Source organism: Proteiniclasticum sp. C24MP (assembly GCF_043951855.1).
In the GTDB taxonomy this organism is placed as follows: domain Bacteria; phylum Bacillota; class Clostridia; order Clostridiales; family Clostridiaceae; genus Proteiniclasticum.
Genome location: NZ_JBINJW010000001.1, coordinates 555143 through 580059, shown reverse-complemented (window position 1 = coordinate 580059; position 24917 = coordinate 555143). Strand labels below are relative to the sequence as shown.

27 protein-coding genes are annotated in these 24917 nt (G+C 40.5%); 21 read left to right on the top strand and 6 right to left on the bottom strand.

All coding sequences use genetic code 11. The features are described from left to right. Positions 1-135 precede the first annotated feature (135 nt). The 11 genes from ACHAL6_RS02935 to ACHAL6_RS02885 all read left to right on the top strand — a co-directional run bounded on the left by ACHAL6_RS02935 (position 136) and on the right by ACHAL6_RS02885 (position 8557). Positions 136-819: a helix-turn-helix domain-containing protein gene (locus ACHAL6_RS02935; RefSeq protein ID WP_395268757.1), complete on the top strand. Its 684-nt coding sequence runs from the start codon at positions 136-138 to the stop codon at positions 817-819. A 513-nt stretch (positions 820-1332) separates the two neighbouring features. Next, positions 1333-1797 (top strand): immunoglobulin-like domain-containing protein, encoded by a 465-nt coding sequence (locus ACHAL6_RS02930; RefSeq protein WP_395268756.1) that lies wholly within the window; start codon positions 1333-1335, stop codon positions 1795-1797. Between the two features lie 404 nt (positions 1798-2201). Continuing rightward, entirely contained in the window at positions 2202-2756 is a 555-nt protein-coding gene (locus ACHAL6_RS02925) for a helix-turn-helix domain-containing protein (RefSeq protein WP_395268755.1), read from the top strand. A 319-nt stretch (positions 2757-3075) separates the two neighbouring features. Then, positions 3076-3516: a GNAT family N-acetyltransferase gene (locus tag ACHAL6_RS02920; protein ID WP_395268754.1), complete on the top strand. Its 441-nt coding sequence runs from the start codon at positions 3076-3078 to the stop codon at positions 3514-3516. 435 nt (positions 3517-3951) lie between these two features. After that, a complete protein-coding gene (locus ACHAL6_RS02915) occupies positions 3952-4716 on the top strand; it encodes a nucleoside phosphorylase (RefSeq protein WP_395268753.1) in 765 nt (254 codons plus the stop codon). A 311-nt stretch (positions 4717-5027) separates the two neighbouring features. Next, positions 5028-5267 (top strand): hypothetical protein, encoded by a 240-nt coding sequence (locus ACHAL6_RS02910; RefSeq protein ID WP_395268752.1) that lies wholly within the window; start codon positions 5028-5030, stop codon positions 5265-5267. 723 nt (positions 5268-5990) lie between these two features. Continuing rightward, positions 5991-6449, top strand: a complete 459-nt coding sequence (locus tag ACHAL6_RS02905) for a DUF3788 family protein (protein WP_395268751.1) — start codon at positions 5991-5993, stop codon at positions 6447-6449. Between the two features lie 111 nt (positions 6450-6560). Beyond that, positions 6561-7211, top strand: coding sequence for a hypothetical protein (locus ACHAL6_RS02900; protein WP_395268750.1), 651 nt, complete (start codon positions 6561-6563; stop codon positions 7209-7211). A gap of 74 nt (positions 7212-7285) precedes the next feature. After that, entirely contained in the window at positions 7286-7702 is a 417-nt protein-coding gene (locus tag ACHAL6_RS02895) for a hypothetical protein (protein ID WP_395268749.1), read from the top strand. A 79-nt stretch (positions 7703-7781) separates the two neighbouring features. Further along, entirely contained in the window at positions 7782-8186 is a 405-nt protein-coding gene (locus ACHAL6_RS02890) for a hypothetical protein (protein WP_395268748.1), read from the top strand. Beyond that, a complete protein-coding gene (locus ACHAL6_RS02885; protein WP_395268747.1) occupies positions 8183-8557 on the top strand; it encodes a hypothetical protein in 375 nt (124 codons plus the stop codon). Before ACHAL6_RS02890 ends, ACHAL6_RS02885 begins: the two co-directional genes overlap by 4 nt. 161 nt (positions 8558-8718) lie before the next feature. Here the strand turns inward: ACHAL6_RS02885 and ACHAL6_RS02880 are convergent, their stop codons facing one another. Beyond that, a complete protein-coding gene (locus ACHAL6_RS02880; RefSeq protein ID WP_395268746.1) occupies positions 8719-9483 on the bottom strand; it encodes a hypothetical protein in 765 nt (254 codons plus the stop codon). Further along, complete coding sequence (locus ACHAL6_RS02875; protein WP_395268745.1) at positions 9468-10442, bottom strand: MarR family transcriptional regulator; 975 nt, start codon at positions 10440-10442, stop codon at positions 9468-9470. The genes ACHAL6_RS02880 and ACHAL6_RS02875 overlap by 16 nt, the downstream gene beginning before the upstream one ends. 188 nt (positions 10443-10630) lie before the next feature. On the opposite strand from ACHAL6_RS02875, the gene ACHAL6_RS02870 reads away from it, so the two are divergent. Then, positions 10631-10786 carry an ATP-binding protein gene (locus ACHAL6_RS02870; protein WP_395268744.1) on the top strand — a complete coding sequence of 52 codons (156 nt, stop codon included), beginning with the start codon at positions 10631-10633 and terminating at the stop codon, positions 10784-10786. A 374-nt stretch (positions 10787-11160) separates the two neighbouring features. Here ACHAL6_RS02870 and ACHAL6_RS02865 read toward each other — a convergent pair whose 3' ends face one another. After that, positions 11161-11661: a GNAT family N-acetyltransferase gene (locus ACHAL6_RS02865; RefSeq protein WP_395268743.1), complete on the bottom strand. Its 501-nt coding sequence runs from the start codon at positions 11659-11661 to the stop codon at positions 11161-11163. 533 nt (positions 11662-12194) lie between these two features. On the opposite strand from ACHAL6_RS02865, the gene ACHAL6_RS02860 reads away from it, so the two are divergent. Next, positions 12195-13037 (top strand): hypothetical protein, encoded by an 843-nt coding sequence (locus ACHAL6_RS02860; protein WP_395268742.1) that lies wholly within the window; start codon positions 12195-12197, stop codon positions 13035-13037. A gap of 224 nt (positions 13038-13261) precedes the next feature. Here ACHAL6_RS02860 and ACHAL6_RS02855 read toward each other — a convergent pair whose 3' ends face one another. Both ACHAL6_RS02855 and ACHAL6_RS02850 read right to left on the bottom strand, forming a co-directional pair. Next, complete coding sequence (locus ACHAL6_RS02855) at positions 13262-13966, bottom strand: hypothetical protein (protein ID WP_395268741.1); 705 nt, start codon at positions 13964-13966, stop codon at positions 13262-13264. Positions 13967-13987: 21 nt separating this feature from the next. Next, positions 13988-14575: a TetR/AcrR family transcriptional regulator gene (locus tag ACHAL6_RS02850; RefSeq protein ID WP_395268740.1), complete on the bottom strand. Its 588-nt coding sequence runs from the start codon at positions 14573-14575 to the stop codon at positions 13988-13990. Between the two features lie 426 nt (positions 14576-15001). Here ACHAL6_RS02850 and ACHAL6_RS02845 point away from each other — a divergent pair, with 426 nt between their 5' ends. From ACHAL6_RS02845 to ACHAL6_RS02825, 5 genes are all read left to right on the top strand, one after another. Beyond that, complete coding sequence (locus ACHAL6_RS02845; protein ID WP_395268739.1) at positions 15002-15376, top strand: DUF5655 domain-containing protein; 375 nt, start codon at positions 15002-15004, stop codon at positions 15374-15376. Positions 15377-15692: 316 nt separating this feature from the next. Next, a complete protein-coding gene (locus ACHAL6_RS02840) occupies positions 15693-16418 on the top strand; it encodes a helix-turn-helix domain-containing protein (protein ID WP_395268738.1) in 726 nt (241 codons plus the stop codon). Between the two features lie 87 nt (positions 16419-16505). Beyond that, the gene (locus ACHAL6_RS02835; protein WP_395268737.1) at positions 16506-17630 is read left to right on the top strand and encodes a Gfo/Idh/MocA family protein; all 1125 of its coding nucleotides are present in this window, start codon (positions 16506-16508) and stop codon (positions 17628-17630) included. A 408-nt stretch (positions 17631-18038) separates the two neighbouring features. Beyond that, positions 18039-18515, top strand: coding sequence for an RNA polymerase sigma factor (locus ACHAL6_RS02830; protein WP_395268736.1), 477 nt, complete (start codon positions 18039-18041; stop codon positions 18513-18515). After that, positions 18505-19689, top strand: coding sequence for an anti sigma factor C-terminal domain-containing protein (locus ACHAL6_RS02825; RefSeq protein WP_395268735.1), 1185 nt, complete (start codon positions 18505-18507; stop codon positions 19687-19689). The genes ACHAL6_RS02830 and ACHAL6_RS02825 overlap by 11 nt, the downstream gene beginning before the upstream one ends. A 115-nt stretch (positions 19690-19804) precedes the next feature. Here ACHAL6_RS02825 and ACHAL6_RS02820 read toward each other — a convergent pair whose 3' ends face one another. Beyond that, positions 19805-20128 (bottom strand): helix-turn-helix domain-containing protein, encoded by a 324-nt coding sequence (locus ACHAL6_RS02820; RefSeq protein ID WP_395268734.1) that lies wholly within the window; start codon positions 20126-20128, stop codon positions 19805-19807. Positions 20129-20329: 201 nt separating this feature from the next. On the opposite strand from ACHAL6_RS02820, the gene ACHAL6_RS02815 reads away from it, so the two are divergent. The 3 genes from ACHAL6_RS02815 (at position 20330) to ACHAL6_RS02805 (ending at position 24842) form a co-directional block, all read left to right on the top strand. Continuing rightward, on the top strand, positions 20330-21748 hold the full coding sequence (locus ACHAL6_RS02815; RefSeq protein ID WP_395268733.1) for an MFS transporter: 1419 nt from the start codon (positions 20330-20332) through the stop codon (positions 21746-21748). Between the two features lie 107 nt (positions 21749-21855). Next, positions 21856-24087, top strand: a complete 2232-nt coding sequence (locus ACHAL6_RS02810; protein WP_395268732.1) for a glycoside hydrolase family 2 TIM barrel-domain containing protein — start codon at positions 21856-21858, stop codon at positions 24085-24087. Between the two features lie 245 nt (positions 24088-24332). Further along, on the top strand, positions 24333-24842 hold the full coding sequence (locus tag ACHAL6_RS02805) for a GNAT family N-acetyltransferase (RefSeq protein ID WP_395268731.1): 510 nt from the start codon (positions 24333-24335) through the stop codon (positions 24840-24842). Positions 24843-24917: the final 75 nt, after the last annotated feature.

Here is a 24917-nt window from a genome sequence, read left to right as displayed (position 1 = left end):
CTAACTTTAGTTAGTCAAATTTGATTTTTTTGAGGTAAACAGTACGTTTATCTTATACATGAGAATGTAAACTAAACATCGGTTGATTGAAACAGACTTTAGGATATAGTATGAAGATATAAGGGAGGTGGATTTATGGATGCAAAACAGTTGGGTCCATTTATTGCAGAAAGAAGAAAAGAACTCGGGATGACTCAAACCCATCTTGCTAAAAAACTTCATGTTACTGATAAAGCTGTATCGAGATGGGAACGGGGTGTTGGATTGCCCGATATAAATAGTATTGAAGCTCTGGCAAAAGCATTGGAAGTGAGTTTGGTTGAACTGATGCAGGCAAAGCGTAATGAGAATGAACATATAAGCACGAAAGAGGCTGAGAATCTAATGATGGAGACAATTGAGTTATCAAAGATAACGTCAAAAGTTGTGAAAGGTATTGGAAGTGTTATACTCTCAGGGTTTGCGCTCGTTGCAATATTGTTATTGCTTATGCTTGTTTCTGATGGGGAAATAGTGCTGTTTTCTGTTGGTAGTATCATCGCTGGCCTGATTGCTTGGGGAATCCCGATTTGGCAAATCTCGTATGCAAATTCAGGGGGAATTGTTATTTCTATAATTTCAAGTTTAGGCTTTACTCTAATATCACTTATGATTCAGTTCTTAAATATTGCAAACGAAGTGCATACAGGTGATTGGGCAGCAATTGAAGATACGATTGATGCATTGATTGTAGTTATTATATTATTTGTTTCTATCACTATGTTTCTCAATATTACGATGACAAAGATAGTAACAAAGAGACATAGATTCCAAAAATAGGAAGGTTTCTTACTCACCCAAAGATTTGTATATACTAAGCGGAGTAAGATCAATCTCTGATCTCAATGTTATCTTTTTTAGACATGTAGAGATAGTTGTAGTACTATATGGAAAGTAATCATTATATGTAATATTCATATCGATAGATCATTTCAGTTATAGTCATCGCAGTAAGTTTTAGGATAGCGATAACAATAAGTGGAGGATTTAGCATTTGGGTGCTGATTATTGAGAAAATGAATATTTAATATAAACCCGAGGGTGTGATGCCGGTGGATTTATATTTGGAGTAAATATTAAATTATCATATATATATATTATTAAATTGTTATAATAATAGTGATAAGCTGTAATTGTAATAATTGGAATTTACTCAAAAGGTTCCTTCATGAGCTAGGGATGAAATGAGTTAGCCTAAGTTCTTACGTATTCAAGAATTCGGTGCTTAGACTTGTGCATTGATGCATGCACTATTTGCTTGACGCTAAATTGATATAGTTGGGAGGCTTACATTTGAAGAATAGGTTAATTATATTTTTATTGATCATGGTCTCTATTATTACTGGTTGTAGTGGCTGGAATAGATCAGGATACGATCGTTTGGGGCTGAATTCTATAAGTGAGGTTGAAATCACTGACGTTCGCCAAAACAATAATATCATAACTTATACCCTTGTTAATGGAACAGATCAGACCATCTGGTTTGGCTCAGATTTTGAGTTTGATAGAGAGCGATTAGGGAATTGGTATAAGATGGAAAGCGTTGTAGATGCTGAAGTTACGCCAGAACTCTATCATCTTCCGCCCAATAGTCAAGAGGAGTATCACATTCATCTTGAATACTGGAAGAATGCAAAACCCGGGAAATATCGGGTCATAAAAGCGTTTATGCTCTCACAGTATAATGAAATTAGAAAAGAAGAAGAACCAGGAAATGAATATTACTTCGTTTCTCAAGTTTTTGAAATAGTTGAGTGAGTTCCCGCACACGACCATCAGAAAAATGAGGTCTATAATGAGGTCTATATAGTAGGTTTTTTGATAGCTATTAACTCATCTCCAAGCATGAGGAGACAGGGTATTGATGTCAAGGGTTGCTAGATAAGCACATGAAATATCTGATTTTAAGAGAGAATTACATGATTAGAACCCATATTCAAAGATGGTTTCAAGTGTAAATCAACCTAATGCAAGACCCTTTCCAACACTGTGAAAAGGCAGAGTTGAATGAATAAGATTATTTTTTAGAAGGCAAGAATACAGTTGCAAATCCCTCTCTAACAAGGTTTGCAACTGTTAGTTGCGAAAGTTCAATGTCTGATTGGTAGAATAGAGCCAACCTAAATTCTATAATTAGATCACTAGCATAGGAGGTGGTCATAATGACTTTTGGAGAAAAACTTCAAACTTTAAGAAAACAAAACGGTCTATCGCAAGAACAGCTAGCCTCACAACTCACTATATCCAGGCAGGCTATTTCTAAATGGGAATTAGATAGTTCCTTACCGGATACAGAAAACATCATTCAGCTAAGTAATCTATTCAATGTGTCGATTGATTATCTATTGAAAGATGAGATAGAGTATACTGATGATGGTGAAATCAAAAAGGATAATATATCTGAAAGCAGCAAAAGATTCGTTGGGGCTTCTAATAATATCTGGGGAATCTCTTTCTCTTCCATCGGTTTTCTAGGTATGCTGATCATAGGCATACTAAGCTCTATAAATCCTGTTAAGATCTATTCTGCAGTAGTTGGTGATGAGAGCACATCTACTGTAAGCACTGGGTTGCCCGCTTTTCTTGAATATCATAATTTGGAATGGTTATTTGTCTTGTGCCTTGCTACAGTATTAACAGGATTATTTATCATATTATATCCTTTTGTTAAGAAGAAGCAAACGAAGTTAGTGAGTTTGAGAAGAACGCTATTCTAGTAGCTTCTGGAAAACCATATCGGTGACTAGAATAATTAATATCCAGTGTGGCTTTAGCGCTATTCAGATAAGTTATCTAACAAGATATCTGAAAATAACTATCTATGTTTATACATATTGAAAATTCTCAAAGAGCATAAAATTAATTAGAAGACCGCTCATATCCTAGTGTTCTATTAAAGCGTCTCAAATTACTATGAGACGGTCGCACTTCTAGAAAGAAAATAAGTGAAAAGAACCCAGGAATGAGCATTATGATTGGTTTCCGTGGTTCCATTATTTTTTATTATCTATATTTTCAGATGGAGGATGTCTACTTGTGAAAATAAGAAAAGTTACAGACAATAAAAAAGCCTATATTGACTTGCTCTTATTGGCCGACGAACAGGAAAACATGATAGACAGGTACCTTGAACGTGGTGAAATGTTTGTGCTGGACGATCATGGAGTGAAAGCTGAATGCGTGGTTACTAAAGAGGCCGACGGTGTCTACGAGCTTAAGAACATAGCGGTTATGCCCGATTATCAGCGAAAGGGTTATGGAAAAAGACTGATAGGGTTTCTGTTTTCATACTACACTGATTGCAATAGGATGCTTGTCGGAACGGGGGGTGTACCTTCAGTGCTGAGATTTTACAAGGAATGCGGATTTGAAGAATCACATCGAATAGAAAATTTCTTCACGGACAATTATGACCATCCGATGTTCGAGGACGGAACGCAGCTAGTAGATATGGTCTATCTGAAATGGGAGCGATAATTTCTGTCTGCTTGTGAATGCTCAGTAAGGTGGGATTGGCGTGACAGAGAATAAAACAATTCATTGTTTTCTAAGAATAACTGTTGGTCTCCTGGAAACATATTAAGTTAGAATTACCCTGGAATAAGCTATAGTAGCTGTTTCCAGGGTTTATTCATGTAGAGTTTCTCCAATCTTTTGAGATGATTGCTGAGGATTTTGGAATGAATCATATTAAAAAATACTGAAACTAAATAGTAATTGTATCAGAGTTTGTCCAGATATATTATAATGTGAATATATCTACAACATAGTTGAATCTGTTACTTCTGCGGGTTATGATGTGATATTTCAAGACAAATACTGTTTCATCAGAAAGCGATCTGGATTTACCCAAATGAGAACAGCCTATTCTACTGATTCTGCGCGAAGAACACCTAGTTGATGGAGGGAAACATGATAAAACACAGCTCTTTTCCGATATTGGAATTTGATACTGATGAAGATGCAAAACTGAATCCAACTCATTTTGTGAGAGAAAAATTCAAAACAGATCAAATGATCATCACCTTTTTCCCAGAGGTCATTGAACGGCTGATCAGCGAGAAAGTTATTCTGCTTGAAAGGACGATTGGCGGTGAAAATCCGGTATATGTGTATCATTTCGCTGAAGATGCTTCCACTCTGATCACATTGGGGCAGGTGGGGTGTCCTGCCTGTGCAGGAAACCTGGATCTGTTTCATGCAATGGGAATCAATAAGGTAATGTTTTGTGGAGGCGGAGGTGTCCTGGATAAGGATATTGCCGTCGGCGAGCTCCTTGTTGTGGATGGTGCAATCCGGGATGAAGGCTTTTCCTACCACTATATCGAAGCGTCAAGATACATTTATACCGATAGGGTTGTGAAAGAAAAAATAGTCCGGTACCTGAATGATCATAATGTACCTCATATTCAAGGATTGACATGGACCACAGATGCCATATTCCGGGAGACAAGGGATAGAATCGAGCTGAGAAAGAGGGAAGGTGCCAAAATTGTAGAAATGGAGCAGGCAGGATGTATAGCAGTGGCTCAGTTCAGAGGCTTTTCCTATGGTGCGATTATATATGGCGGAGATGATGTGTCGCAGGAGGAATGGTCAAACAGAAACTGGAGAAGCCGCAATGGCATTCGCTATGATCTTGTGATGGTATGTAAGGAACTGGTGAAAAGGATATAAAATGAATTCCTGTTTCTTTGTTTAATTGTCAATCCTCTTTCAGACAGAATAACGTGTAGTATGTCCTTCTTAGGAATGATTTCGTGACGGTAAGCATCGCTGCAACTGGAAATACAACTCAAAATGGAAACAGGATCATTAGAATCTGGAAGAGATGTCCAAATTCTAATGAAGAAATGGAAACAGGAATGGTCAGGAGTCTCGGTGGAAAATGAGCATGTAGAAATGTAAGTAGATAAGGAAATTTGGTGTATTATTTAGTAGATGAAAGTTTTTCAAAGTATTAATAATATTATTAGAGGTAAGTGCATATGAAGATTTATAACAAATCATACTTTTTCATGGGTTTATTCTGTCTAGGTGCAATTCCGCTTTTTGTTTCTGATATTGTGCCAGTTGATTGGTGGCAATATGGCATCACCATTGCATTTTCATCATTATTTCTATATCGAGGGCTTTCCAGAGAAGGAAGTGAACGAGATCGTGTTTTCAGAGAATATTTTAAAGAAACAGCACTTCTATGTATGGTCCATTATATTCTATTAAAGTGAATTTACCTTGGATTCTCATTTTCATCTTCTTCCCTTCTGCGCTCTTTTTGCGCCTAGTATTTCTTATCTGGATTCCAACAGGGGTAGCTCTTGCATTTGTTCTCATACTTGCGATTTCTGCTGTTTATAGTATTGGAATAATAAATGACGTTAAAGGCGAAATTGAGAAATTAAAATGAAGCATGCTGAACAAATAGTCGATGATATCTGGACTATGCAGAAGGATATGTTGAAAGGCAGCTCGAAAAAGGCTTCGTAGTATGCTACGCAGATTATCATTCAAACACCAGAAAATAAGAAGGAGGTAAGTTGTCAAAGAAGGTAATAGTATAAAAATCTGAAATCAGAACTGATCACTTCACAGAAGAACAGCGAACCTATGAAGTAACTATACGCACCAGGCAACGAAAAGGAACATGAAAACCACATCATCAAGACTTGGAGTGAGTGTGTACGTGTAAAACCAAAGCTTCCATTATCGGAAACGATCCATATCTGTGAAGAATGCGATTGTGTACTAGAAAGAAACTTCAATTCTAGCATCTGTCTATCCAGATATGAAGCAGTAGTGTGATCACCAGTAAGATACTGCTCCAATGCGCCATCGTAGTATGGGAATGTAAGCGCTCGGAGGTGAGATCAGATACTTCAAAATCGGACTCGTGGAACAGGAAGGAACAAGGCTGATAGATTTTTATATGTTTTTGACACGATTATTGCAATATGGAATCAAAGTCGGAACAAATGCTCAGAAATCCTGAAATAGAGCCATCCTATGATGTAATTGCAACTGCGCTGGGAGAAGCGAACAACGCCTATATTGAATTTATTAGTACACTTGCCAGTCACGATATTCATATAGACTGGCGATACTACAACGATGGCAAGGCGTGGTTGGCAAAAGGACTTTTCAACTGGATAGGTACCCGAGGCGCTCAACATGAAACAACTGTTTTTTGGTTATCGATCTGGGACGGTTTTTTCAAGGTGACTATTTATGTTCCCGAAAAATTCCGTTCAGATTTGATGAATCTTCCAATTAATCATGAAGTCAAGCTTATGATTGACGGTACACCACAAATGGGGAAACTCAAATACGTTCCTGTCGTTTTCGACATGCGTTCAAATGAACAGTTTGAAGCTGTTTTCCTGCTTGCTGATTTCAGGAAAAACATAAAATGATCGGGAAAGCATTGCTGCGCGAGTAAGGACTCAAGAGATGATTTCTGCATGCAGCTCAATCTACGACTCCAGCATAGAAGCATGATATGAATTTGAAGGAGGGAAAGTATCTTGGATAAAGAAATACTGATGAATCATCTGAAATCAAAATCGGATTTGAATCTGATAATCGATGAAGCCATTAAAGATCCAGCTATCCTCAACTCTTTGATGAGCATTGTTCCAACAGAAACATCCAGTCTCAAGTATGCCTGTACGAAAATTATTCGCAAGGTGAGTGAGCAGAAGCCAGAACTGGTCTATCCATACTTTGAGAATATAGCCAAATGGCTCCATCATAAAAACAGTTTCATCAAATGGGATGGAATCCTGACCTTGTCTAATCTCTCATCAGTCGACCATGAAGATAAGTTTAAGGTGGTCTATGAGGAGTACTTTGCACTGATTCAAGATCCACAGATGATCACAGCAGCCAATGTTGCGGGTAATGCATGGAAAATTGTCCTCGCCAAGCCTGAGTTGGAAGGTGAGATCACCAGGAGATTGCTGGAAGTGCCAAATATTACTTATTATCACAAAGGAGAACCTTCACCTGAGTGCAATCGAATTGTATGTGGTCGGGTACTGGAATGTTTTGACCGTTATTATGACTACTCGAAGAATCAATCTGCCATGCTCCAGTTTGCGGAAGAACAACAATACAGTCATCGAAGGTCTGTAGTAATAATCGCTGAGAAGTTTCTGAAGAAGCATACATGTTGACTTTAGCAATTTTGAGACGATGTGATGGCTGTTGAGTATAGGAAAGGTTGAAATAGATAAAAGGAGAATTCTTAATGGAAAAGCTGCAGATTCATGTAGATAAAGAAGCTACCAAGGCTTATCGTTTAAAGTATGAACAGCAATGCAGCTGTGCATACTGCAGAAACTACTATAAGACCTTCACAATAAAATATCCTCAAACATCAAAGTTGTTGACTGAACTGGGTTTAGATACCGCTTATCCGCTGGAAATCATGCCATTTCAGTTTGAACACCGGAGTAGTGAGATGGAGTATATGTCCTTCTATCCAGTGCAAGGAACCATGGATGAACATGAAATAAACCTCGACAGTGAAGAGCTTGCCATCCATATCTTTAAGGGGTCTCATGAAAAAAATCCTTGCCCGAATCCTAAGATGGAAGAACCCTACATACTGATCGGTATTTCTGGAATCAGGCTGCCATGGGTGCTGGATGAAGATCCGGAATAGAAAGAATGATTCAGATGCAGGGCACCTCATTCTTTTCAGAAAGTGAGATCGGATGACATTACGAGGAGGAAGGAGTCAGATGAAAAAGGATTTAATGAAAACTGAAATTATGGTTCACTGTGGAAACGCACCCAAGATGGAGAGCGTCATTGAACTGACCATTGCCATGGCGAAAATAGATCTTGACTCGGTGAAGCAGCATGTACGTGATGATTTTGTCTGGAAGATTGTTGGCGAGGATGATGTAGTTGCACTAAATGAATTAGCTCATGTGCTGGGGGAGAAACCTGAAATCATGACATTGAATATTGAAAACGCACTTAGTCATGGCAACGGTGCCATGTGCGAAGGGACAGTATCACTCAAAGATGGAAGCCTACTGTATTTCTGCACTGTTGTGAAGTTTGTCAATACCGCAAAAAATGCACTGGTAAAAGAAGCGCATACTTATTTTGTTGAGAACTCAAGGAATCGTGATGAATGATTAAAAAGAAAGTCAAGGTTATTCTTGTTGCTATAATTCTGATTACCGGAATTCTTACGGGAATCTTGGTAACCAGAAATCCTCTTAAACAGGATCCTGTGAAAGTAATGATTAAAAATGGATCCACAGGAGAAGAAACTGTTCTTGAAGGCGAAAATGCAGAAGAAATGATGCAAAGATTATCAGATGTGCATTCAAAACTATCGGGTATTCATCTCTGGACGAGTGGATATGGGTACATAATCCAATTCCAGGATAATGGTGATTCCGATGAAGTTACAGTGCGTGGATCCGATACCTATGTATCTGGATTATTGAAATATAAAACAGATGCTGATCTTTTGAAAATCATTGAAGAATTTGAAGAATGAATCTACTGACTGATCAGGATGAATGAGATTCTATCATGTTTTTAAAGTGAGATTTTCTGGGATTCAGACACAATAATGATTTCAACCCCGGTTCTAATATCTTTGGGCATGAAAAAGACACCTCGATTGAAGTGTCTTCTGATTGCAATTTATGATTTTGTTCAAGCTTCTGCTTTTCCTAAGAATATGGTCCCCAAAATCTCCAGCATTTCATCTAAACTTGTGCTTCTAATATCTAAGTTTTTCAAGTCAGGTTTATCTTCCTTGACTTGTTCAATAAACTGCATGACATCATTTTGAATTCCCGCTGAAAGTTGAATCCTAATTGTAGGAGATACATTAGCTAAAAGTCTGAATACGTCATTTTTATGTTTCTTAATGTTTTTCGAATCGATGTCATACCCAGCTTCTTTTCGTTCTTTCATATCCAGCCATGCTTTAATCTTATACAGGATAATTGTTTCGATTTCGATGAGTGAGTAACCATCCACCGTTAGTTTCCTTTTTAATAACAGGTCGTAATATTCATCGTTTAATAATATTGCAGAGAGACTGACGACGCTTTCATGAATGTGAATGGGAGTCAGCCCCCTATCAAAGCTAATCTCAAACTTAGGAACCTTACTGAACAGTTCGATCATTTTAGGAAAAGATGTATCCTTTGGCTCAGAAAAACGATAGAATTGTTTCTCATCCGACCCCTTCTCACGATGTTCATAACCCCCATCTTCTATAAACTGCCAGAAGGTTTCCGCAAAAGAGGCGTCGAGGGCTTCAATGATCAGCACCATATCCAGATCCTTGGTTGATCGAAATGGTGCTCCAAGTTCATTCAATAGAATATCGCAAGCCGTCCCTCCAATAAATACATATTGATTTGTATGATTTTCAAAATACTCTTTAAATTTCATTAGTCCGTGTACCATGGCTCACCTCGCAGGACTTCTTCTAACGCTTGCTCAACCCTTTCATTCGTGTCATCTTTCAAAGATGCATACAAAGATAGGAGATCTACATGGTGATTATTAGAAAACAGGTGCGGATCGTAGTCCCAAAGTTCTAACGCTACCAGTTTTGTGTCTTTGATTAGGTCCTTGTTTGTGACAAATTCGACCTGTTCTTTATTTAGCTTATTTCTATCTATCGCCATAATTGGATGCTCCGGTGGATTGATCATGGATAGTTCTGCCAATGCATCCATTCCAGCAGTCAAAGCCCCTAAGGGCCTTGTCTTTGTATAAATGATTTTTCCAACTGGAGTCTTTAGATAATCACGTCCCCTGATTAAGTAATCCGGATCTGGAATTCTTTTGTACTCCTTACTTCGACCAGTCATTCCTCCAATTTCATAGGTGATGAGATTTGCATGGTATAGATCATTTAAAGCTCTTGAAGCTGTCATTTTGTTAAAGCCCAGCTTTTTCGCAAACTCAGTCGTGTTAATAACAACCTGTTTATGGTACAAGAAGTACAAATAAGCAGTCTGCGCAGGTGTTGTGAATCGTTTCACTTCTACGACGTGTTCTTTAGTCTTCTTCAAATCAAGCCCCAAAAAGGGCAAATACATCTGTCCATCTTCAATCACAAAGGCAATCCTGTTTTCAATAAGACTTTTTCTTCTATACCTTGTGATATCCTTGTAGAATAGAACAACTTGTCGCTTCGTTAGATCGCTGATTTGCTTAATATGCTTTTGTAGCTGAACAATATTTGGCATCTCATTAACGGCTTCAAGCATGACACACTGTGTTCCAAGTATAGTCATCTCATAGAAGTTGTAACTATCCCTTAAAAAAACCGAAAAGACATTCTTTTCAATCCATGGTTTTATTGAAAGCTGCGCATCAATATTTTCTTTCAGGTAAAGCTCTGCTGTCACAACCAATTAGATCACCCCACAATGTAACATTTAATTATACAAACATAACACCAATTACGTTATATTGCAAGGTTTTTTGTTACATTAAGTCAATTTAGCCTTTTTCCATCAAACAGAACACTTCTAAAGTTGCAGTTTATTAATATAAAGCAATCTGCTCATCAAAGTCCTATCGGACAGAGTGGAAGCAGAGTGTGATTATCTCTGCCAACTTGAAATTCTGCCACTGGACGTCTATGTTAGAAAATCAGATTATTGTTTCTTCCCTGATCTACAGAATGATATTTCGATCCCATGTACTTAACATGAATGACCGTTCCTACAAAGGCGATTATTCAGAGAAGACATAGGGTTACCTTCGGGAGAGGCTTCCGACATCTCCCTTTAGTCCAGCTATCCTGTTCAATAGATTCATGATCAGGTGGTCATCTAATTCATTATCACTGCTGGTCAACTAGTTCATGAGAAAGTAGGGGGAATTCAGTGACGTCTAGTAAAACCTTCTTCAATAAATTTTGCAAGCTTATTACATTTTTATTCTAATAAAAGAGGGACTTACTCCGTGCATTGTCGGACTTCATCATGATATTAAATATCTGTTAAGTGGACTTACTCAAAAGTACAGGTGGACTTTAAAGAGGTTTCAGTGGAATTTAATCTATGGAATAATCACATAAGCGAAGAATCTATGAGAAAGCAAAAAAAGACTCATGACGAGTCTTTTTTAGTCGAGAATTCTATGATAGATCAGATCATCAACGTATGAACCGGTGGAAGGATCCTTGTGATGCCTGAGCACGGTACCGGCATGGATGAAATCCAGTTTCCTGATGGCATTTACGGAAGATTTGTTGTTGCTGTATACATAGATCCGAGCAATGGTGACGCCTTCTTTCTTCATTTCTTCCAGTGCGTACGCTGTCAGTTTCGCAACAAGTCCCAAGCCTCTGACCTTCGGATGGGTTGCAGCAGAAAGAAATGCCGAATGTCTTTTTTCAGTCGTCAGTTCTCTTCGCCCTTTCACAAGGCAAAGCACCTCATTAGGGTTTTCTTCTGAAACAGCCCCATAGGTCAGCTGGGCTGGATTGTCTATAAAATTCCGGATTTCTTCTTTATCTTTCACTTCAGCAAAGGACATGTCAATCTTTTCCTCTTTTAGCCCTTGGAATAAAGTCCAGATGCTTTCCGTATCTTCTTTCTGTATCTTTCTGAAAATATAATTCATCTCATCACCTCAATACTTGCTCTTCTTATTATAGGACAGGAAGGGAGGGATGCAAAGTAGGTGACATCATATAGTGGAAGAACAGAGGGGAATATCTTTTGTTTCAAGACAAGAACTGATTTTAAGAAGTTCCATTGGTTATCCGTGAGATGAATCCTTTTAGTCAGAGAAAGCTCCTATTGGACAGGCAGATTTAAATTGATTGACAAGTATCAAGCTGAAAGATAAGATATAGTTTGATAACACAATTATATGGAGAGTTCATCAACCGAAAAAGCAGAGAATCACAGTGTGAGTTTTCGGAATATTCTTGATGATCCTTCTCTTCAAGGTAGAATAATTAAGGAAGATGGTGGGATAACCAATCAAGTTTCGCGAGGAGATAATCGTTGGGGTTTAAATCAAAATTGAAGAGATTGAGGACTTTAAGCTCGCTCATTATGATGACTGAGTCGCAAATTGATGATGTATAGAATCAGATAGATAAAACAAGTCAATGAAAATGAGAATACAAAAAGATGAGGGGTTTTATAATGATACGCGAAACAAAAACAAGTGCAGACCATGGATCATTTAGAACAATCACTATTTCTGCTCTGCTGATGATGCTACTTTCAGTTCTAGCCTTATTTGCCTCTGTCTATGGCATTTTTAACGAAGCTGTCTATCATGAATTACTGATAACCGGGGCAATCACTGAATCTCTGATTTTGGGTTCAATTGTTCAGGACATGATTTCTATTCCGGCCTCATTGTTCCTCATCGCAGCATCAGTTATCTATATCAGAAAGAATGACAGAAAAATGCTGATTATTATGTTGGGACTTACAGCGTATATTTTTTATGGTTATGCCCTGTATACTATACAGGGTCAATACACCAGTATATATCTGGTGTATCTGGTGATTCTGAGCTTATCTGTATATAGTATGATCTTTGGAATGGTCGAACTGCTGTCTGATATAGAGCACATTTTTTTGCCTAAGCCTGTTCGGTATTTTATTACTGTCTTTACATTCTTAATACTTCTGGTACTAATCCCAGCCTGGATTGGAATCATGACTCCAGACATAATACGAAGATCTCCAGGTGAAATATATGGGGTGTTTGTACTAGACTTGGCTATAATTTTTCCAGCCTTGGCTATTATTGCATTTAAAGTATTGAAAGGTGATGGTAAAGGATACTTGCTTTCTGGTGTGGCAATCGTTAAGATCTTTACTCTTTGCCTATCAGTCGCTTTAGGAGAATGGCTGAAACCGATCTATGGTTTTCCGAAGGATTGGAGCATGATTCTGGTATTTTCAGTTCTTACAGCTGTTAGTGCAATGATAGGTGTTTTGTATTTTGCTAGGATTGATATCAAACGCAGCTGATGGGGTGAATGGGCTAATGATTTCCCAGCTTAGCTGATGCTGAAAAGCCCATATAAACTGGAGATGATTTTGCATACATTTGTAATGAATGAGGGCGAAAACCAGTTGTTTTCATTCATAACATTTTCAGAAAGATGAAAATAAGCGGTCAGTAAAGCAGGGATCAATAAGTGAATCCACGCAATACGAACCGCTCCTTTTATTGAGGATTATAGGGCTGGAAGTTATTTAGTCCTCTCTCTGTAATTCGAAGTCTCCTCTGTAAATCTCTTGAATTTAATAACGAGTAATGCAACGAATACCACCCATGGGATAAGTGAAAGGAACGAGAAGATCATGCCGAGCTTACCTGCTGATGAAGGTATAATCATGAAGAATCCAGAAGCGAGTCCCCACATGCCAATGGACTTATTGAACTGGGGGCTCTTGAAGATTGCATAGGCGAACAGAAGCAGGCATAGGGTGCTTAGAACATAATATGCATCAAAAGAGGTTCCCGTATATCCAGCCATTACAGCTTCTCCGGCAGCCAGATAGATCATATTCTGCTCAGGCAGCGCCTGAAAATACTGTTTACTAAGCGTAAGCATTTCAAACGATGGATTGGAAGGATAGTAGCACGCAACCCCGATTAAGCCAAGTACCAAAGCAGGAAGCACGACAGAAGCTCTTTCCGGGAATAGTCGCACAAAAAGCGCTAAATAGATAAGGACGATTAATAGATTATTGAACAGATAGAGAAAATCCAGACTCAATAATCCTAGAATAGGGCTTTGCTGATAGAGCTCAAAGAATCCCTTTACGGTATCGGGTGGTGGGGATATGACATAGACTAGGATCTGAACTGGAATAAGAAGAAGCATTACGATGGCTGAAAGCTGGCCAATGCGATAAAGAGGCTGAAAGTTCATTTCTGATTCCTGGTTCATGGGGAGACCTCCTAAAATTTACTATTCGCTTTTTTTCAATAAATAGTTGATAAGTTTTATTATTTCCTTATGGACCTCTTCTCTCGTGCGGGGTCCATTGGATGAAAAACGCAGCATGATCATCCCCTGCAAGGCATAAATAATGGATTTTGCTGTGATTTCCACATCTTCGGGTTTTATGATCCCTTCCTGAACTAGTCTGGAGAAGGAAGTCTGCCAGATATTCTGAAACTGTTGCTCCAGCTTCTGATACCTGTTATCTTCCTCCGGCTGAACAAAAGGATAGAAGTAGAAGAAACGAAATACATTCGGATGATTGAGGAAATAGTCCGTATAAGTAAGAAATGCCGCTTGGATTTCATCCAAAGGGTCATCTTTTTTTATAGGTACGGGTGTAAGTTCATTTATCATATCCTCGATCATATTGATACGGAGTGCCCAAAGAAGAGCATTCATGTCTTTGAAATAGTAATACAGATTTGTATGGGCATATCCTGTCACTTTTGCCAGAGAACGAACTGTAATGGCTTCGTGTCCCTTATCATGAATAATATTCTTTGCTGCTTCCATGATTTCGTTATATGTACGTTCTTTCTTTGTACTTTTCATAGATCCTCCAGTGGGATGAATTTAACTTAGGTAAAATAATTTAACTAAGTTAAATTATAGCTGTTGCGAATTGGGATGTCTATAGCATTCCTAGATATTTTGAGATTTCTTATCTTAACTATCGGATTCATGCACATCTTTGCAGGAAGTGTATGAAGAAAAGAATACGATGATGTTTTGCCTCTGTAAAGAGAGTAATCGAAAGTCCTGAAGAAGAAAGAAAGTAGCTGACTTAGGCTTGATCTATGATTAACACCTAGAAGAATCAAATTGAGAAGTAATAGTACTACTAAGTATCGGATCTAAGTTTAGAAAAAAGAAAATGATACCCTGCAGATAAGGATGAGCGAGCAGTATAATGTATAGTAAGAAGAAGTGGATAAAGAGTGAACAGCCTTGGAAGTAGAGGATTAGGAGGTGAAGATATTGGATAAAAGGATAGTTCAGTTTTTTGAAAGAATGCCTCAAGCTCAACCATTGTATGAAAAGCTCAGGGATAATATAATCAAGAAATTTCCAGACGTTGCAGTGAAAATCCAGAAATCGCAGATTTCTTTTTCCAACAGACATCAGTTTGCATTTGTATGGTTACCAGTCAGAAAAATGAAGAATCGACCTGAGCGATACATTGTTGTGTCGTTCGGATTACCTTATCGTATAGAATCTTCAAGAATAATTGAAGCTGTAGAACCATATCCAAGCCGATGGACACATCATCTGATAATCGCCGATCCTCTGGAAATTGATGGAGAGCTCATGAAGTGGATAGAAGAAGCATACAATTTTGCCCTAACTAAGTGATTTAAGTAAGTCGGGTTTCTCCAGACAATCCCAGATATTAGTAAAAGGGTAGTGCAGTTGCATGAAAAGAAAGCATGAGGAATCGTTCTTAAGGAATGCTAAGTGCGTTCAACTGGATACAAAGTTCTCATAACGCCTTTGATCTTTACAATACTGTCATGATGGTCGTATATAAAGAAAAATGAAGTATTTACCATATCTTTAATAAATATTGGAAAATGCAACCACCAGTTGCTAACAATTCAAGGAAAGTTGGTTGGCATATGTTTTGTGAATAGGTATGATTGATGTAAGAAGAATGGAATGGAGGGATCTCATGGAACTAGGAGAAAAGTTGCAGTCAATCAGGAAAAGTCATAATCTGTCACAAAGCGACCTGGCTGAAAAGCTGGATGTTTCCCGCCAGTCTGTGTCCAAATGGGAAACCGGCACTGCCACGCCGGAATTATCAAAGCTGATCCAGATTTCAGAGTTGTTTAATATATCCCTGGATGAGATGACTGGTAGAAAAGAACACACTGACCCAGAAGAGAGAAGAAGTGATGTGGCAGAGAGTTGGCCGCAGACGAAGGTAAGAAGTAATAGTATAGTGGGGCTAATCGGCAAGACTTATAACAGCACACTCCTCAGTTTCATCGATACATCGGTTCTCTTATTTGTTTTTGTTCCAGTCCATGTGTTTCTTTATGAGAATGGATACTACGGTCCGCTGTCCTTCAGTTTCATTGAACAGTTTGATCTTGTGGGAAAAAGCTTACTGCAGGATGTACCGTTTATTCTGCTTCTGCTTGGGTTCTATTTCAGAAGGGTGATCCGGAAAGACTATAAATACAGAAAAGTCACTCGGATGGATTTGGGCTTATCCGTACTGATTTTTAGTCTTTCCATCATATTACCGATTTATTTGTGGCTTCAGAACAGCTTCTGGACATCTTTTGTTATTCTGGCAGGACAAATTGGCTTGCTAGTGGTGATGCTCAATATCAGTCTTCTATTTATCTTCACTGGGAATAGAAAAACGATGGATGAAAGTCTGGAATGAATTGAAAAGGAGCTTATGATGAATTTCGTGAACAATCCATCTCTTCCCGTGATACCATAAGAGTAATAACAAGAGGATGTGAGATATATGATCAGAGTAGGTATAGTGGGAGTCGGACACATTGCAGAAGACTACATCTCCATGTTTTCCAAAGGGCTCATTAGAGATGCAAGGCTTTCAGCACTGACTTCAAGAAACAGAGACAATCTGGAAAGAATCAGTAAGGAATATGGTCTGGGCAAGACGGCGCTATTCTCCAGTCTGGATGAGATGCTCCATGAAGATGTGGTGGATGCGGTGATCATCACGGCACCCAATCTCTATCATCCGGAAATGGCTGTGAAGCTTCTTCGAAGTGGAAAACATGTACTGGTTGAAAAACCAGTGGGCATAAGGATCAGAGAAGTGGAGGAGCTGAAAAGAGAAGCGGATACCATGCCTCACCTTAAAGTGGCTGTCATGTTCAATAACAGAAGCAGCGACATCTACAATTTCGTCAGAAACAGAATCGTGAATGGAGAGATGGGGGAGCTTAGGCGCGTCATCTGGCAGATCACCAATCAGTACAGAACCTATGATTACTACAATCAGACCATCTGGAGAGGAAGCTACAAGTCTGAAGGTGGAGGAGTGCTCATGAATCAGGCCATTCATCAGCTGGATACACTCCTTTGGATGACAGGCATACCGGAAAAGGTCATGGCCTTCACCAAAGAAGGATTCCATAGACCCATCATGGCAGAAAATGATGTGATGATCCAGATGTTCTATGAAAGTGGTGCATCAGGACAGTTTCTCACAAGCACCCATGAAAGTCCGGGAACAAATCGATTTGAACTATCCTTCAGCAAGGGGCAGATTGTCATCGAAAATGACAGCCTTGTGAAGATTACGACCCTTTCCATGGAAGAAGAAGATTTTGCGAAAACCACCAGGGAATCCTTTCCTCAAGTACCCAGTGCGGTGGAAGCGCATAACTTCGAGAGGCTGCCTAACAAGATTCTTCAGGCAAGGCTCATCAATAACTTTGTGCAGTCCATACTGGGAAAAGAAGAAATCATCTGTCCACTGAGTGAAGGAATCAAAAGTGTACGCATGATCAATGCCACCTATCTGTCTGCCTGGGAAGAAATGCCTGTTTCACTGGACTTTGATCCTATGGAGTATGAGAAGGCGTTGCAGGAAAAGGTTCAGAAGGAATTGAGAGAATAAGAAACGAAGTCATTACTAGTAAAATACACAGAGTGTTGAAGCATCTCGAGAGTTTTCTCTTTGAGGTGCTTTTCTTGTGGTGTTTCTGGAACAAAAGTCCAAAAGATTTATACTGAAAATATACTATGATGAAGTATATAGAATAGAATAGATACATGAGGATCAAGCTGGATAGTTCATAGTAATGAGAAGTGGATTTGAATTCTATTTTCACTTCTGATTCGGCATGGACATAATTGATCAAGATAGACCATCAGGAATGGTTTGTTTGTTTATCTTTACCAGCAGATTTCACTAATGGACTCAGCATAGCAATTAAACTGAAAGAAATTTTTACAAGTTCGTGTAACGAAATTCATTTTCATACGTATATATAGTGAAAGGGGTGTTGGAGTGCTTACTAATCAAATGGAAGAATTATACCGAAAGTACCATAAAGAAGTCTACCTCTATGCCTATTCACTGTGTAAAGACCATCATCGTGCACAGGATCTGACCAGTGACACCTTTTTCAAAGCATATCTTTCCATTGATGAGGTCAGTTATATCAAATACTGGCTGTTTAGAGTGTGCAGGAATCTGTATGTGGATTCTATTAGAAAGCAAAGGGAATACAGCAGAGAGGATATTTCAGATAAAGTACAGTCCCCCGAGGTGGATATTTTGGATCAGATTATCGAAACAGAGGAGAAGAGGCAGATCTATGATCTGGTGATCAGGCTTAGTGATTCCTACAGAGAGATTCTGATTCTCTATTATTACTGCGGATTTTCCGTCAAGGATATCAGCAGTAATCACAGTATTTCAGTGAGTTCTGTAAAGACGACACTATATAGAGCCAGAAAGAAACTCAGAAGAGAATTGGAGGAAGGAAATGGATTATAAAGACTTACTAGAACGTTATAGGGAAGGTAATGTAAGCAAAGAAGAAGAGGAGATGATCCGAAAGGATATTGAAAAAGCTCAGGCGATCGAAGCATTTATGGGAGAAGAGCTGGAGAGAGAGCTGGATCTTTCACTCGAAGTGGCCGACAGTGAAAACCATGAGGAGGAAACCAGTAAGCTTAAAAAGAGCGTTAATAAACGACTGAGGAAAGTGGTGCTTAGTTCAGTACTGCTGGTTGTCGCACTGTACATTACGATCTTTTTCGGAATATCTCCATTGGTTGACTCGCTGTACTCTAATCCGATGAAAACTTCTGTAGGGCAATCTGATCATGACATCAGTTTTGATGTGTATGCTATAACGGAGCTGAACAAACCAGGCCTGAGTCCGAGCACAGTCTATGTGGATCAGGAAGGATTCGGGAAGTATAATGTGATGTATTCCTATAGAGATGTGTTCACGGATGAAAACTATGACGTCAATCAGGTTTTGCATCGAGGAGAGATTGAGTATTCTTACAGTGATCCGATATCGCAATCTTCTATGTTCATGGGAATCATGTATCCGAGTAATGACAATGACGCAGCGGTTAGCAAGGAGAAAGTGATTACTCATCTGATGCAGCTGAATCCCATTACTTATGTCTCGATGAGTATTCTATTTGAAAAGGATCTGAGTATGGAGGAACTTTACAGGCTGGAAGAGAGCTATCCGGAGATTGAATTTGAATGGGCTGGAATAAGAACAGCATCCTCTGATCTGAGCAATGAGCTCATCGGGATAAGTCTCTTGAACAGTAAGGTGAGTTCACCACTTCTCGGTGATGAGAAAATATCCGAGAAATATCCTGCATTTTTCATGCTGGATTGGCTGGTTCATCCTGTGAACAGAAAGGAAGATACTCCCCTTATCGCACAGGTTTATGAAGAGCATTATAGAAGCCTTCTGCAGTATGTTGTTGAAAGGAGAGAGGCCATAGGTGTTATGGAATACAGAGAGGAAAAAACTGATTTCTATGAATCTGCATTGGATTATGCTGATCATCATGGCATAGAAACCTATGGTGTCCTTGTTTATGGAGAAGCGGAAGATCTGCTGCTGCTTGTAGAAGATGAATCTGTAAGAAGCCTGGAATTTCATCAGGCATCGGTTTCCAGAAAGAATATAAAATAAATGTTGGAAAATTTGGCAGTGATTCAATAACATGCAGATACCCAGTACTGAGCATAGAGAACTGGGTATCTGCATGTTTATAAGGATAATCCATGTTGTTGATCGGTGAAGTTTCCTAGGAGGGCATCCCGTCTGCATCATGCTGCCGGCTGCGTCTGTATTCAAGAGGTGTGGTGCCGGAATACCGCTTGAAGGTCTTTGTGAAATAGTTTGCGTCGGGAAATCCGCAGAACTGGGCTATGGTCTGAATCTGAAGTGCGGTGCTTCGAAGAAGGTATTCCGCCTGAAGGCTGAAGAATCTTCGCACGCCAAAGTCGATCTGCCGATCTGGAGCTTTGTCTTTTTCGAGTTCCAGGACCTGCAGATTCATTTTTTCCAGTATGGTTCTGCAAAACTTTAATTCCTTTTCATACCACATGCCGATCTCCTTATGATTCATTGAAAGCTTACTCTTCCAGATTATTCTAGTTCCATCTTAACGTAATCGTCTGCATCTCTTCAAGCGATAATATAAAAATCATACTAAAAGACCTTAATATTGTACTCACAGAAATCGTTTACTCTTGGTAGAATGTAAGAGAAGTGCAGATATACCGGTGACATGCTCTAATTAATATTTTGGAGAATTGGGGGAATTATTATGAAAAAGGAAGTCCAGCTCGATGAAAGAGGCCATCGCAGATTCGGAATACGAGACAGCCTGGCATACGCAGCAGGAGATTTCGGCTGCAACATGAGCTTTGCCTTGAAGGGCACCATGGCTCTGTTCTGGACACAGTTCATGCAGATGGATTCCATACTGTATGCCACGCTTCTGATCATTGTGCAGATCTGGGACGCCATCAACGATCCGCTCATCGGGTCCATCATTGATGCGGATCAGCGCAAGTATAAACGGAATAAATTCATGTCCTATATCTTTTTCGGATCCATCGGACTGATAGTGGGAGGCGCACTGGTCTTCATTCCATGGTCAGGGGCACCGAAAGCCGCGAAAATCATCATTTTCGTCTGTGGGTATGTTCTTTGGGATGCGTTTTATACCATTGCCAATGTGCCTTATGGTTCCTTACTTTCCCTTATATCCAAAGAACCCGCGGATCGCGCATCGCTGTCCGCATGGCGCTCTGTGGGATCGCTTCTAGGAAATATGCTGCCAATGGTCATCCTGCCATTTCTGATCTTCGACAGCAGCAACAACATCATCGGCGAGAGAGTTTTCCTTGTTGCACTGTTTATGGGCGTACTTGGATTCGCCGCATTCCAGTTCATGATCAGAAATACCGAAGTGCGAGTGGAAGAAGCCGTTCGCATCAATGAAGAAAAGAAAAAATTCAATGTAGTGAAAGCCATGGGCAACTTTCTTCACAACAGACCTGCAGTGGGTGCCACAGTGGCAGCCATGGGGATGTTCATCGGGATGCAGGGGGCTGTGACAGCTGTTCAGGTACTATTTCAGTCCTACTTTCAGAATGTGCAGTTATTAGGCGTTGTGCAGATGTTTTCACTGCTGCCGATCATACTCTTCACACCACTGGCCAGAAAGATGGTCATGAGATTCGGAAAGAAAGAGATATCTGTAGTGGGATCACTCTTCAGCATTTTTGCAGGCCTGGCTCTTCTGATCCTACCCATCACGCCAGATGGAACTGGTCTGATGATCTATATCGTATGCATGCTGATCTTCAGTCTTGGACTGGGCATCTACTCCACCGTATCCTGGGCTCTTATGGGAGATGCCATAGACTACAATGAGTGGAAAAACGGTGTGCGGGAAGAAGGGGTCACTTATTCACTTCATTCCTTCTTCCGAAAGCTTGCCCAGGGCATCGGGCCGGCTCTGACGCTGGTTATCATGGTCGGACTTGGCTATGTGGAGGCGAACAAGGGGAATCAGACCTTCGATGTGGCCCTTAGAATGCGATATCTGGTGGCCTGGATGTATTTTGCAAGTGCCGCCATGCAGTTTATCGGTCTTGGGCTGATCTATAATCTGGATAAGAAAAGACTGGCCAAGATGAATGAAGAACTGGAAGAAAGAAGGACACAGTCAGCCTAAAATAGAGAAAACGAATCTATGCAGATCAATCAGTGAAAAGGGAATCAGGCCTACATGAGGGCTGCCTCCCTTTTCCCATTATATGAAAACCAAGGAGGACAATTTTTTTGAGAGAAATAGTAAACTTCAACAGCAAATGGGCTTTTACCAAGCAGGCGGATGCAGTGCCGGAAACCCTTCCAATGAACTGGGACTGGGTCAACCTGCCACATACCTGGAACGCCATTGACGGACAGGATGGAGGGAACGATTATTACAGAAACACCTGCTACTATGCCAACTCATTTGATAAGATGGATCTTCCTGAGACCGATCGATACTACCTGGAGATTCAAGGGGCGAACGCTTCCGCCGATGTGTATCTGAATGGCAAGCATCTGGCACATCATGATGGAGGATACTCCACCTTCAGAGTGGACATCACGAAGGAACTTGCAAGAGAGAATCTCATGATCATTGCGGTGGATAATGCTGCCAATGACAGAGTGTATCCTCAGATGGCCGACTTCACCTTCTATGGTGGGCTCTATCGGGATGTGCAGATCATCTGCACCCGTGAATCCCACTTCGATCTGGACTATTTTGGTGGCCCAGGACTGAAGGTGACACCTGAAATAACGGGAAGAAATGCTTCAGTGGAACTGGAGACCTGGGTCACAGGATTTCAAGAGAACCAGAGCGTTGTCTTTACAGTTCATGATGCTGAGGGAAAGGAAGTTGCTCAGACACAAAGCAGAGATCTGAAGAGGACACTGGAGATTGAAGATGTGCATCTCTGGCATGGCAGAAAGGATCCCTATCTGTATACAGCTAAAGTTCAGCTGCTGGAAGGAGAGAGGATCATCGATGAAGTGCATGCGCGTTTCGGATGCAGAACCTTTGAAATCGATCCGGAAAAAGGATTCATCCTCAATGGAGAAGAGTATCCGCTGAGAGGCGTATCCAGACACCAGGACCGTCAGGGGTCTGGCAATGCTCTGCTGAAAGAACATCATGAAGAGGACATGGAGCTGATCTGTGAAGTGGGGGCAACCACCATAAGACTTGCTCATTATCAGCATGATCAGTACTTCTATGATCTCTGTGATGAGAAAGGCATGATTGTCTGGGCGGAAATCCCCTACATTTCACAGCATATGCCAACAGCGAGAGAAAATACCATCACCCAGATGAAGGAGCTCATTGTGCAGAACTACAACCACCCTTCCATTGTGGTCTGGGGACTGTCCAACGAGATCAGCATGAAGGGGGACACGGACCCGGATCTTCTGGAAAACCATCATATTCTCAATGATCTGTGTCACGACATGGACAAGACCCGTCTTACGGTCATTGCCGCGGTTTCTCCATGTCCCATGGACAGTCCCTACGTGAAAATCCCGGATGTGGTTTCCTACAATCATTATTTCGGCTGGTATGGTGGAGAGGTTTCCATGAATGGACCCTGGTTTGATGATTTCCACAGAAAACATCCTGAAATACCCATCGGATGCTCCGAGTATGGATGCGAAGCGCTCAACTGGCATACCTCCGATCCTATGCAGGGAGACTATACCGAAGAATATCAGGCCTACTACCATGAAGAACTCATCAAGCAGCTCTTCACAAGACCCTACATCTGGGCTACCCATGTCTGGAATATGTTCGACTTCGGTGCGGATGCGAGAAGTGAAGGGGGAGAGAACGGTCAGAATCATAAAGGGCTTGTGACCTTTGACAGAAAGTACAAGAAAGATGCCTTCTATGCCTACAAGGCATGGCTCTCCGATGAACCTTTTGTCCACCTCTGCGGAAAGAGATACATCAACCGGGCAGAAGACATCACCAAGGTTACGGTCTATTCCAACCAGCCTGAAGTGGAACTCTTTGCAGATGGAGTTTCTCTTGGCAGGAAAAAGGGGGAACACTTCTTCTACTTCGAGGTACCAAATCAGGGAGAGACTCATCTTACAGCGGTTTCAGGAGAACTGAAGGATGAAAGCAGAATCAGAAAAGTGGCGGTGTTTGACGAGCGCTATCGCATGAAGGAGAAAAATGCCATTCTCAACTGGTTCGATATCACTGCGCCGGAAGGATATTTCTCACTGAATGATAAAATCGGGGATATTCTGAAGACTCCAGAGGGAACTGCACTCTTCATGGGCATGTTTGAATCACTGCTACCGAAGGAAGGCGATAAAGTGGCAGGCGGATTTGAAATGAATGACACCATGATGAGTATGCTGGCAGGATTTACGGTTCTGAGACTGAGTGGGATGATGGGCATGATGGGTGTCAATCTCACCAAGGAAGACCTGCTGAATTTGAACAGTGCACTGAATAAGATCGGAAAAAGCTAGATAGGCTCTTTGGATAAAGGATAAGTTACCATCAGATGAGGTGGATGCTTATCCTTTCCTTTTTGAGCTGGCTTAAATCATGCTGATAGGCGCAGGCGTAGCAAACACTGGTAAGAATCACTCCTGTTTTTGTAGCCGTCCTTCTTTGTGTATGCGATAATGAAGGTACCAGTTGAATATTCTATTCATTGTAGAACAATACAGCATGAATAGGACTTATTCTGAAGGGAAATGGGGGGATTGTTGTGCAGAACATAGAACTGGTAAGAGTTAAAAAAGAAGACCGGGAGATTCTGGCGAATCTTCTGGAGAAGCATCTCTATGAGTTTTCTCAGTGGGACCTGAAAGAGGTGAATCCACTGGGCTTGTATGGGTATCAGTATCTGGATTATTATTTTACAGAAGAGAACAGATGGGCATACTTCATTATGGTGGAGGGAAACCTTGCAGGATTCGTCATGGTCATCACCCTGCCGGAAGTTCATGACCGGGAGACGGATTTTCAGATGGCTGAATTTTTCGTATTGCACAAATATCGGAGAAAGGGGATTGGCTATGAAGCATTCAGGCGCGCTGCGGATATGCATAGAGGGAAATGGCAGCTGAAGCTGCATCCGGGCAATATTCCTTCCGTGCACTTCTGGGAGAAGAGCATATCGCGTCTGACAGAAGGGGACTACGAACTTGTGAAAGCCTATCCTGGAACGGACTATGAGGATGGAACCCCCGGGGATGTCTATTTCTTTGAAAGCTGATTTGGATGAAGAATAACGCAGCCATGAGGTCCACGTAGGAAGAAGATAGCACACATAGAAGCAGCCCTATTCTCC

Bases quoted from the DNA above. Each gene is read 5' to 3' on its own strand.
- ACHAL6_RS02820 (WP_395268734.1), bottom strand. From the start codon at position 20,128: ATGAATCATAAGGAGATCGGCATGTGGTATGAAAAGGAATTAAAGTTT.
- ACHAL6_RS02865 (WP_395268743.1), bottom strand. From the start codon at position 11,661: ATGAATTATATTTTCAGAAAGATACAGAAAGAAGATACGGAAAGCATC.
- ACHAL6_RS02890 (WP_395268748.1), top strand. From the start codon at position 7,782: ATGAAAAAGGATTTAATGAAAACTGAAATTATGGTTCACTGTGGAAAC.
- ACHAL6_RS02840 (WP_395268738.1), top strand. From the start codon at position 15,693: ATGGAACTAGGAGAAAAGTTGCAGTCAATCAGGAAAAGTCATAATCTG.
- ACHAL6_RS02860 (WP_395268742.1), top strand. From the start codon at position 12,195: ATGATACGCGAAACAAAAACAAGTGCAGACCATGGATCATTTAGAACA.
- ACHAL6_RS02905 (WP_395268751.1), top strand. From the start codon at position 5,991: ATGGAATCAAAGTCGGAACAAATGCTCAGAAATCCTGAAATAGAGCCA.
- ACHAL6_RS02815 (WP_395268733.1), top strand. From the start codon at position 20,330: ATGAAAAAGGAAGTCCAGCTCGATGAAAGAGGCCATCGCAGATTCGGA.
- ACHAL6_RS02915 (WP_395268753.1), top strand. From the start codon at position 3,952: ATGATAAAACACAGCTCTTTTCCGATATTGGAATTTGATACTGATGAA.
- ACHAL6_RS02825 (WP_395268735.1), top strand. From the start codon at position 18,505: ATGGATTATAAAGACTTACTAGAACGTTATAGGGAAGGTAATGTAAGC.
- ACHAL6_RS02910 (WP_395268752.1), top strand. From the start codon at position 5,028: ATGAAGATTTATAACAAATCATACTTTTTCATGGGTTTATTCTGTCTA.
- ACHAL6_RS02895 (WP_395268749.1), top strand. From the start codon at position 7,286: ATGGAAAAGCTGCAGATTCATGTAGATAAAGAAGCTACCAAGGCTTAT.
- ACHAL6_RS02925 (WP_395268755.1), top strand. From the start codon at position 2,202: ATGACTTTTGGAGAAAAACTTCAAACTTTAAGAAAACAAAACGGTCTA.
- ACHAL6_RS02885 (WP_395268747.1), top strand. From the start codon at position 8,183: ATGATTAAAAAGAAAGTCAAGGTTATTCTTGTTGCTATAATTCTGATT.
- ACHAL6_RS02835 (WP_395268737.1), top strand. From the start codon at position 16,506: ATGATCAGAGTAGGTATAGTGGGAGTCGGACACATTGCAGAAGACTAC.
- ACHAL6_RS02935 (WP_395268757.1), top strand. From the start codon at position 136: ATGGATGCAAAACAGTTGGGTCCATTTATTGCAGAAAGAAGAAAAGAA.
- ACHAL6_RS02855 (WP_395268741.1), bottom strand. From the start codon at position 13,966: ATGAACCAGGAATCAGAAATGAACTTTCAGCCTCTTTATCGCATTGGC.
- ACHAL6_RS02880 (WP_395268746.1), bottom strand. From the start codon at position 9,483: ATGGTACACGGACTAATGAAATTTAAAGAGTATTTTGAAAATCATACA.
- ACHAL6_RS02830 (WP_395268736.1), top strand. From the start codon at position 18,039: ATGGAAGAATTATACCGAAAGTACCATAAAGAAGTCTACCTCTATGCC.
- ACHAL6_RS02850 (WP_395268740.1), bottom strand. From the start codon at position 14,575: ATGAAAAGTACAAAGAAAGAACGTACATATAACGAAATCATGGAAGCA.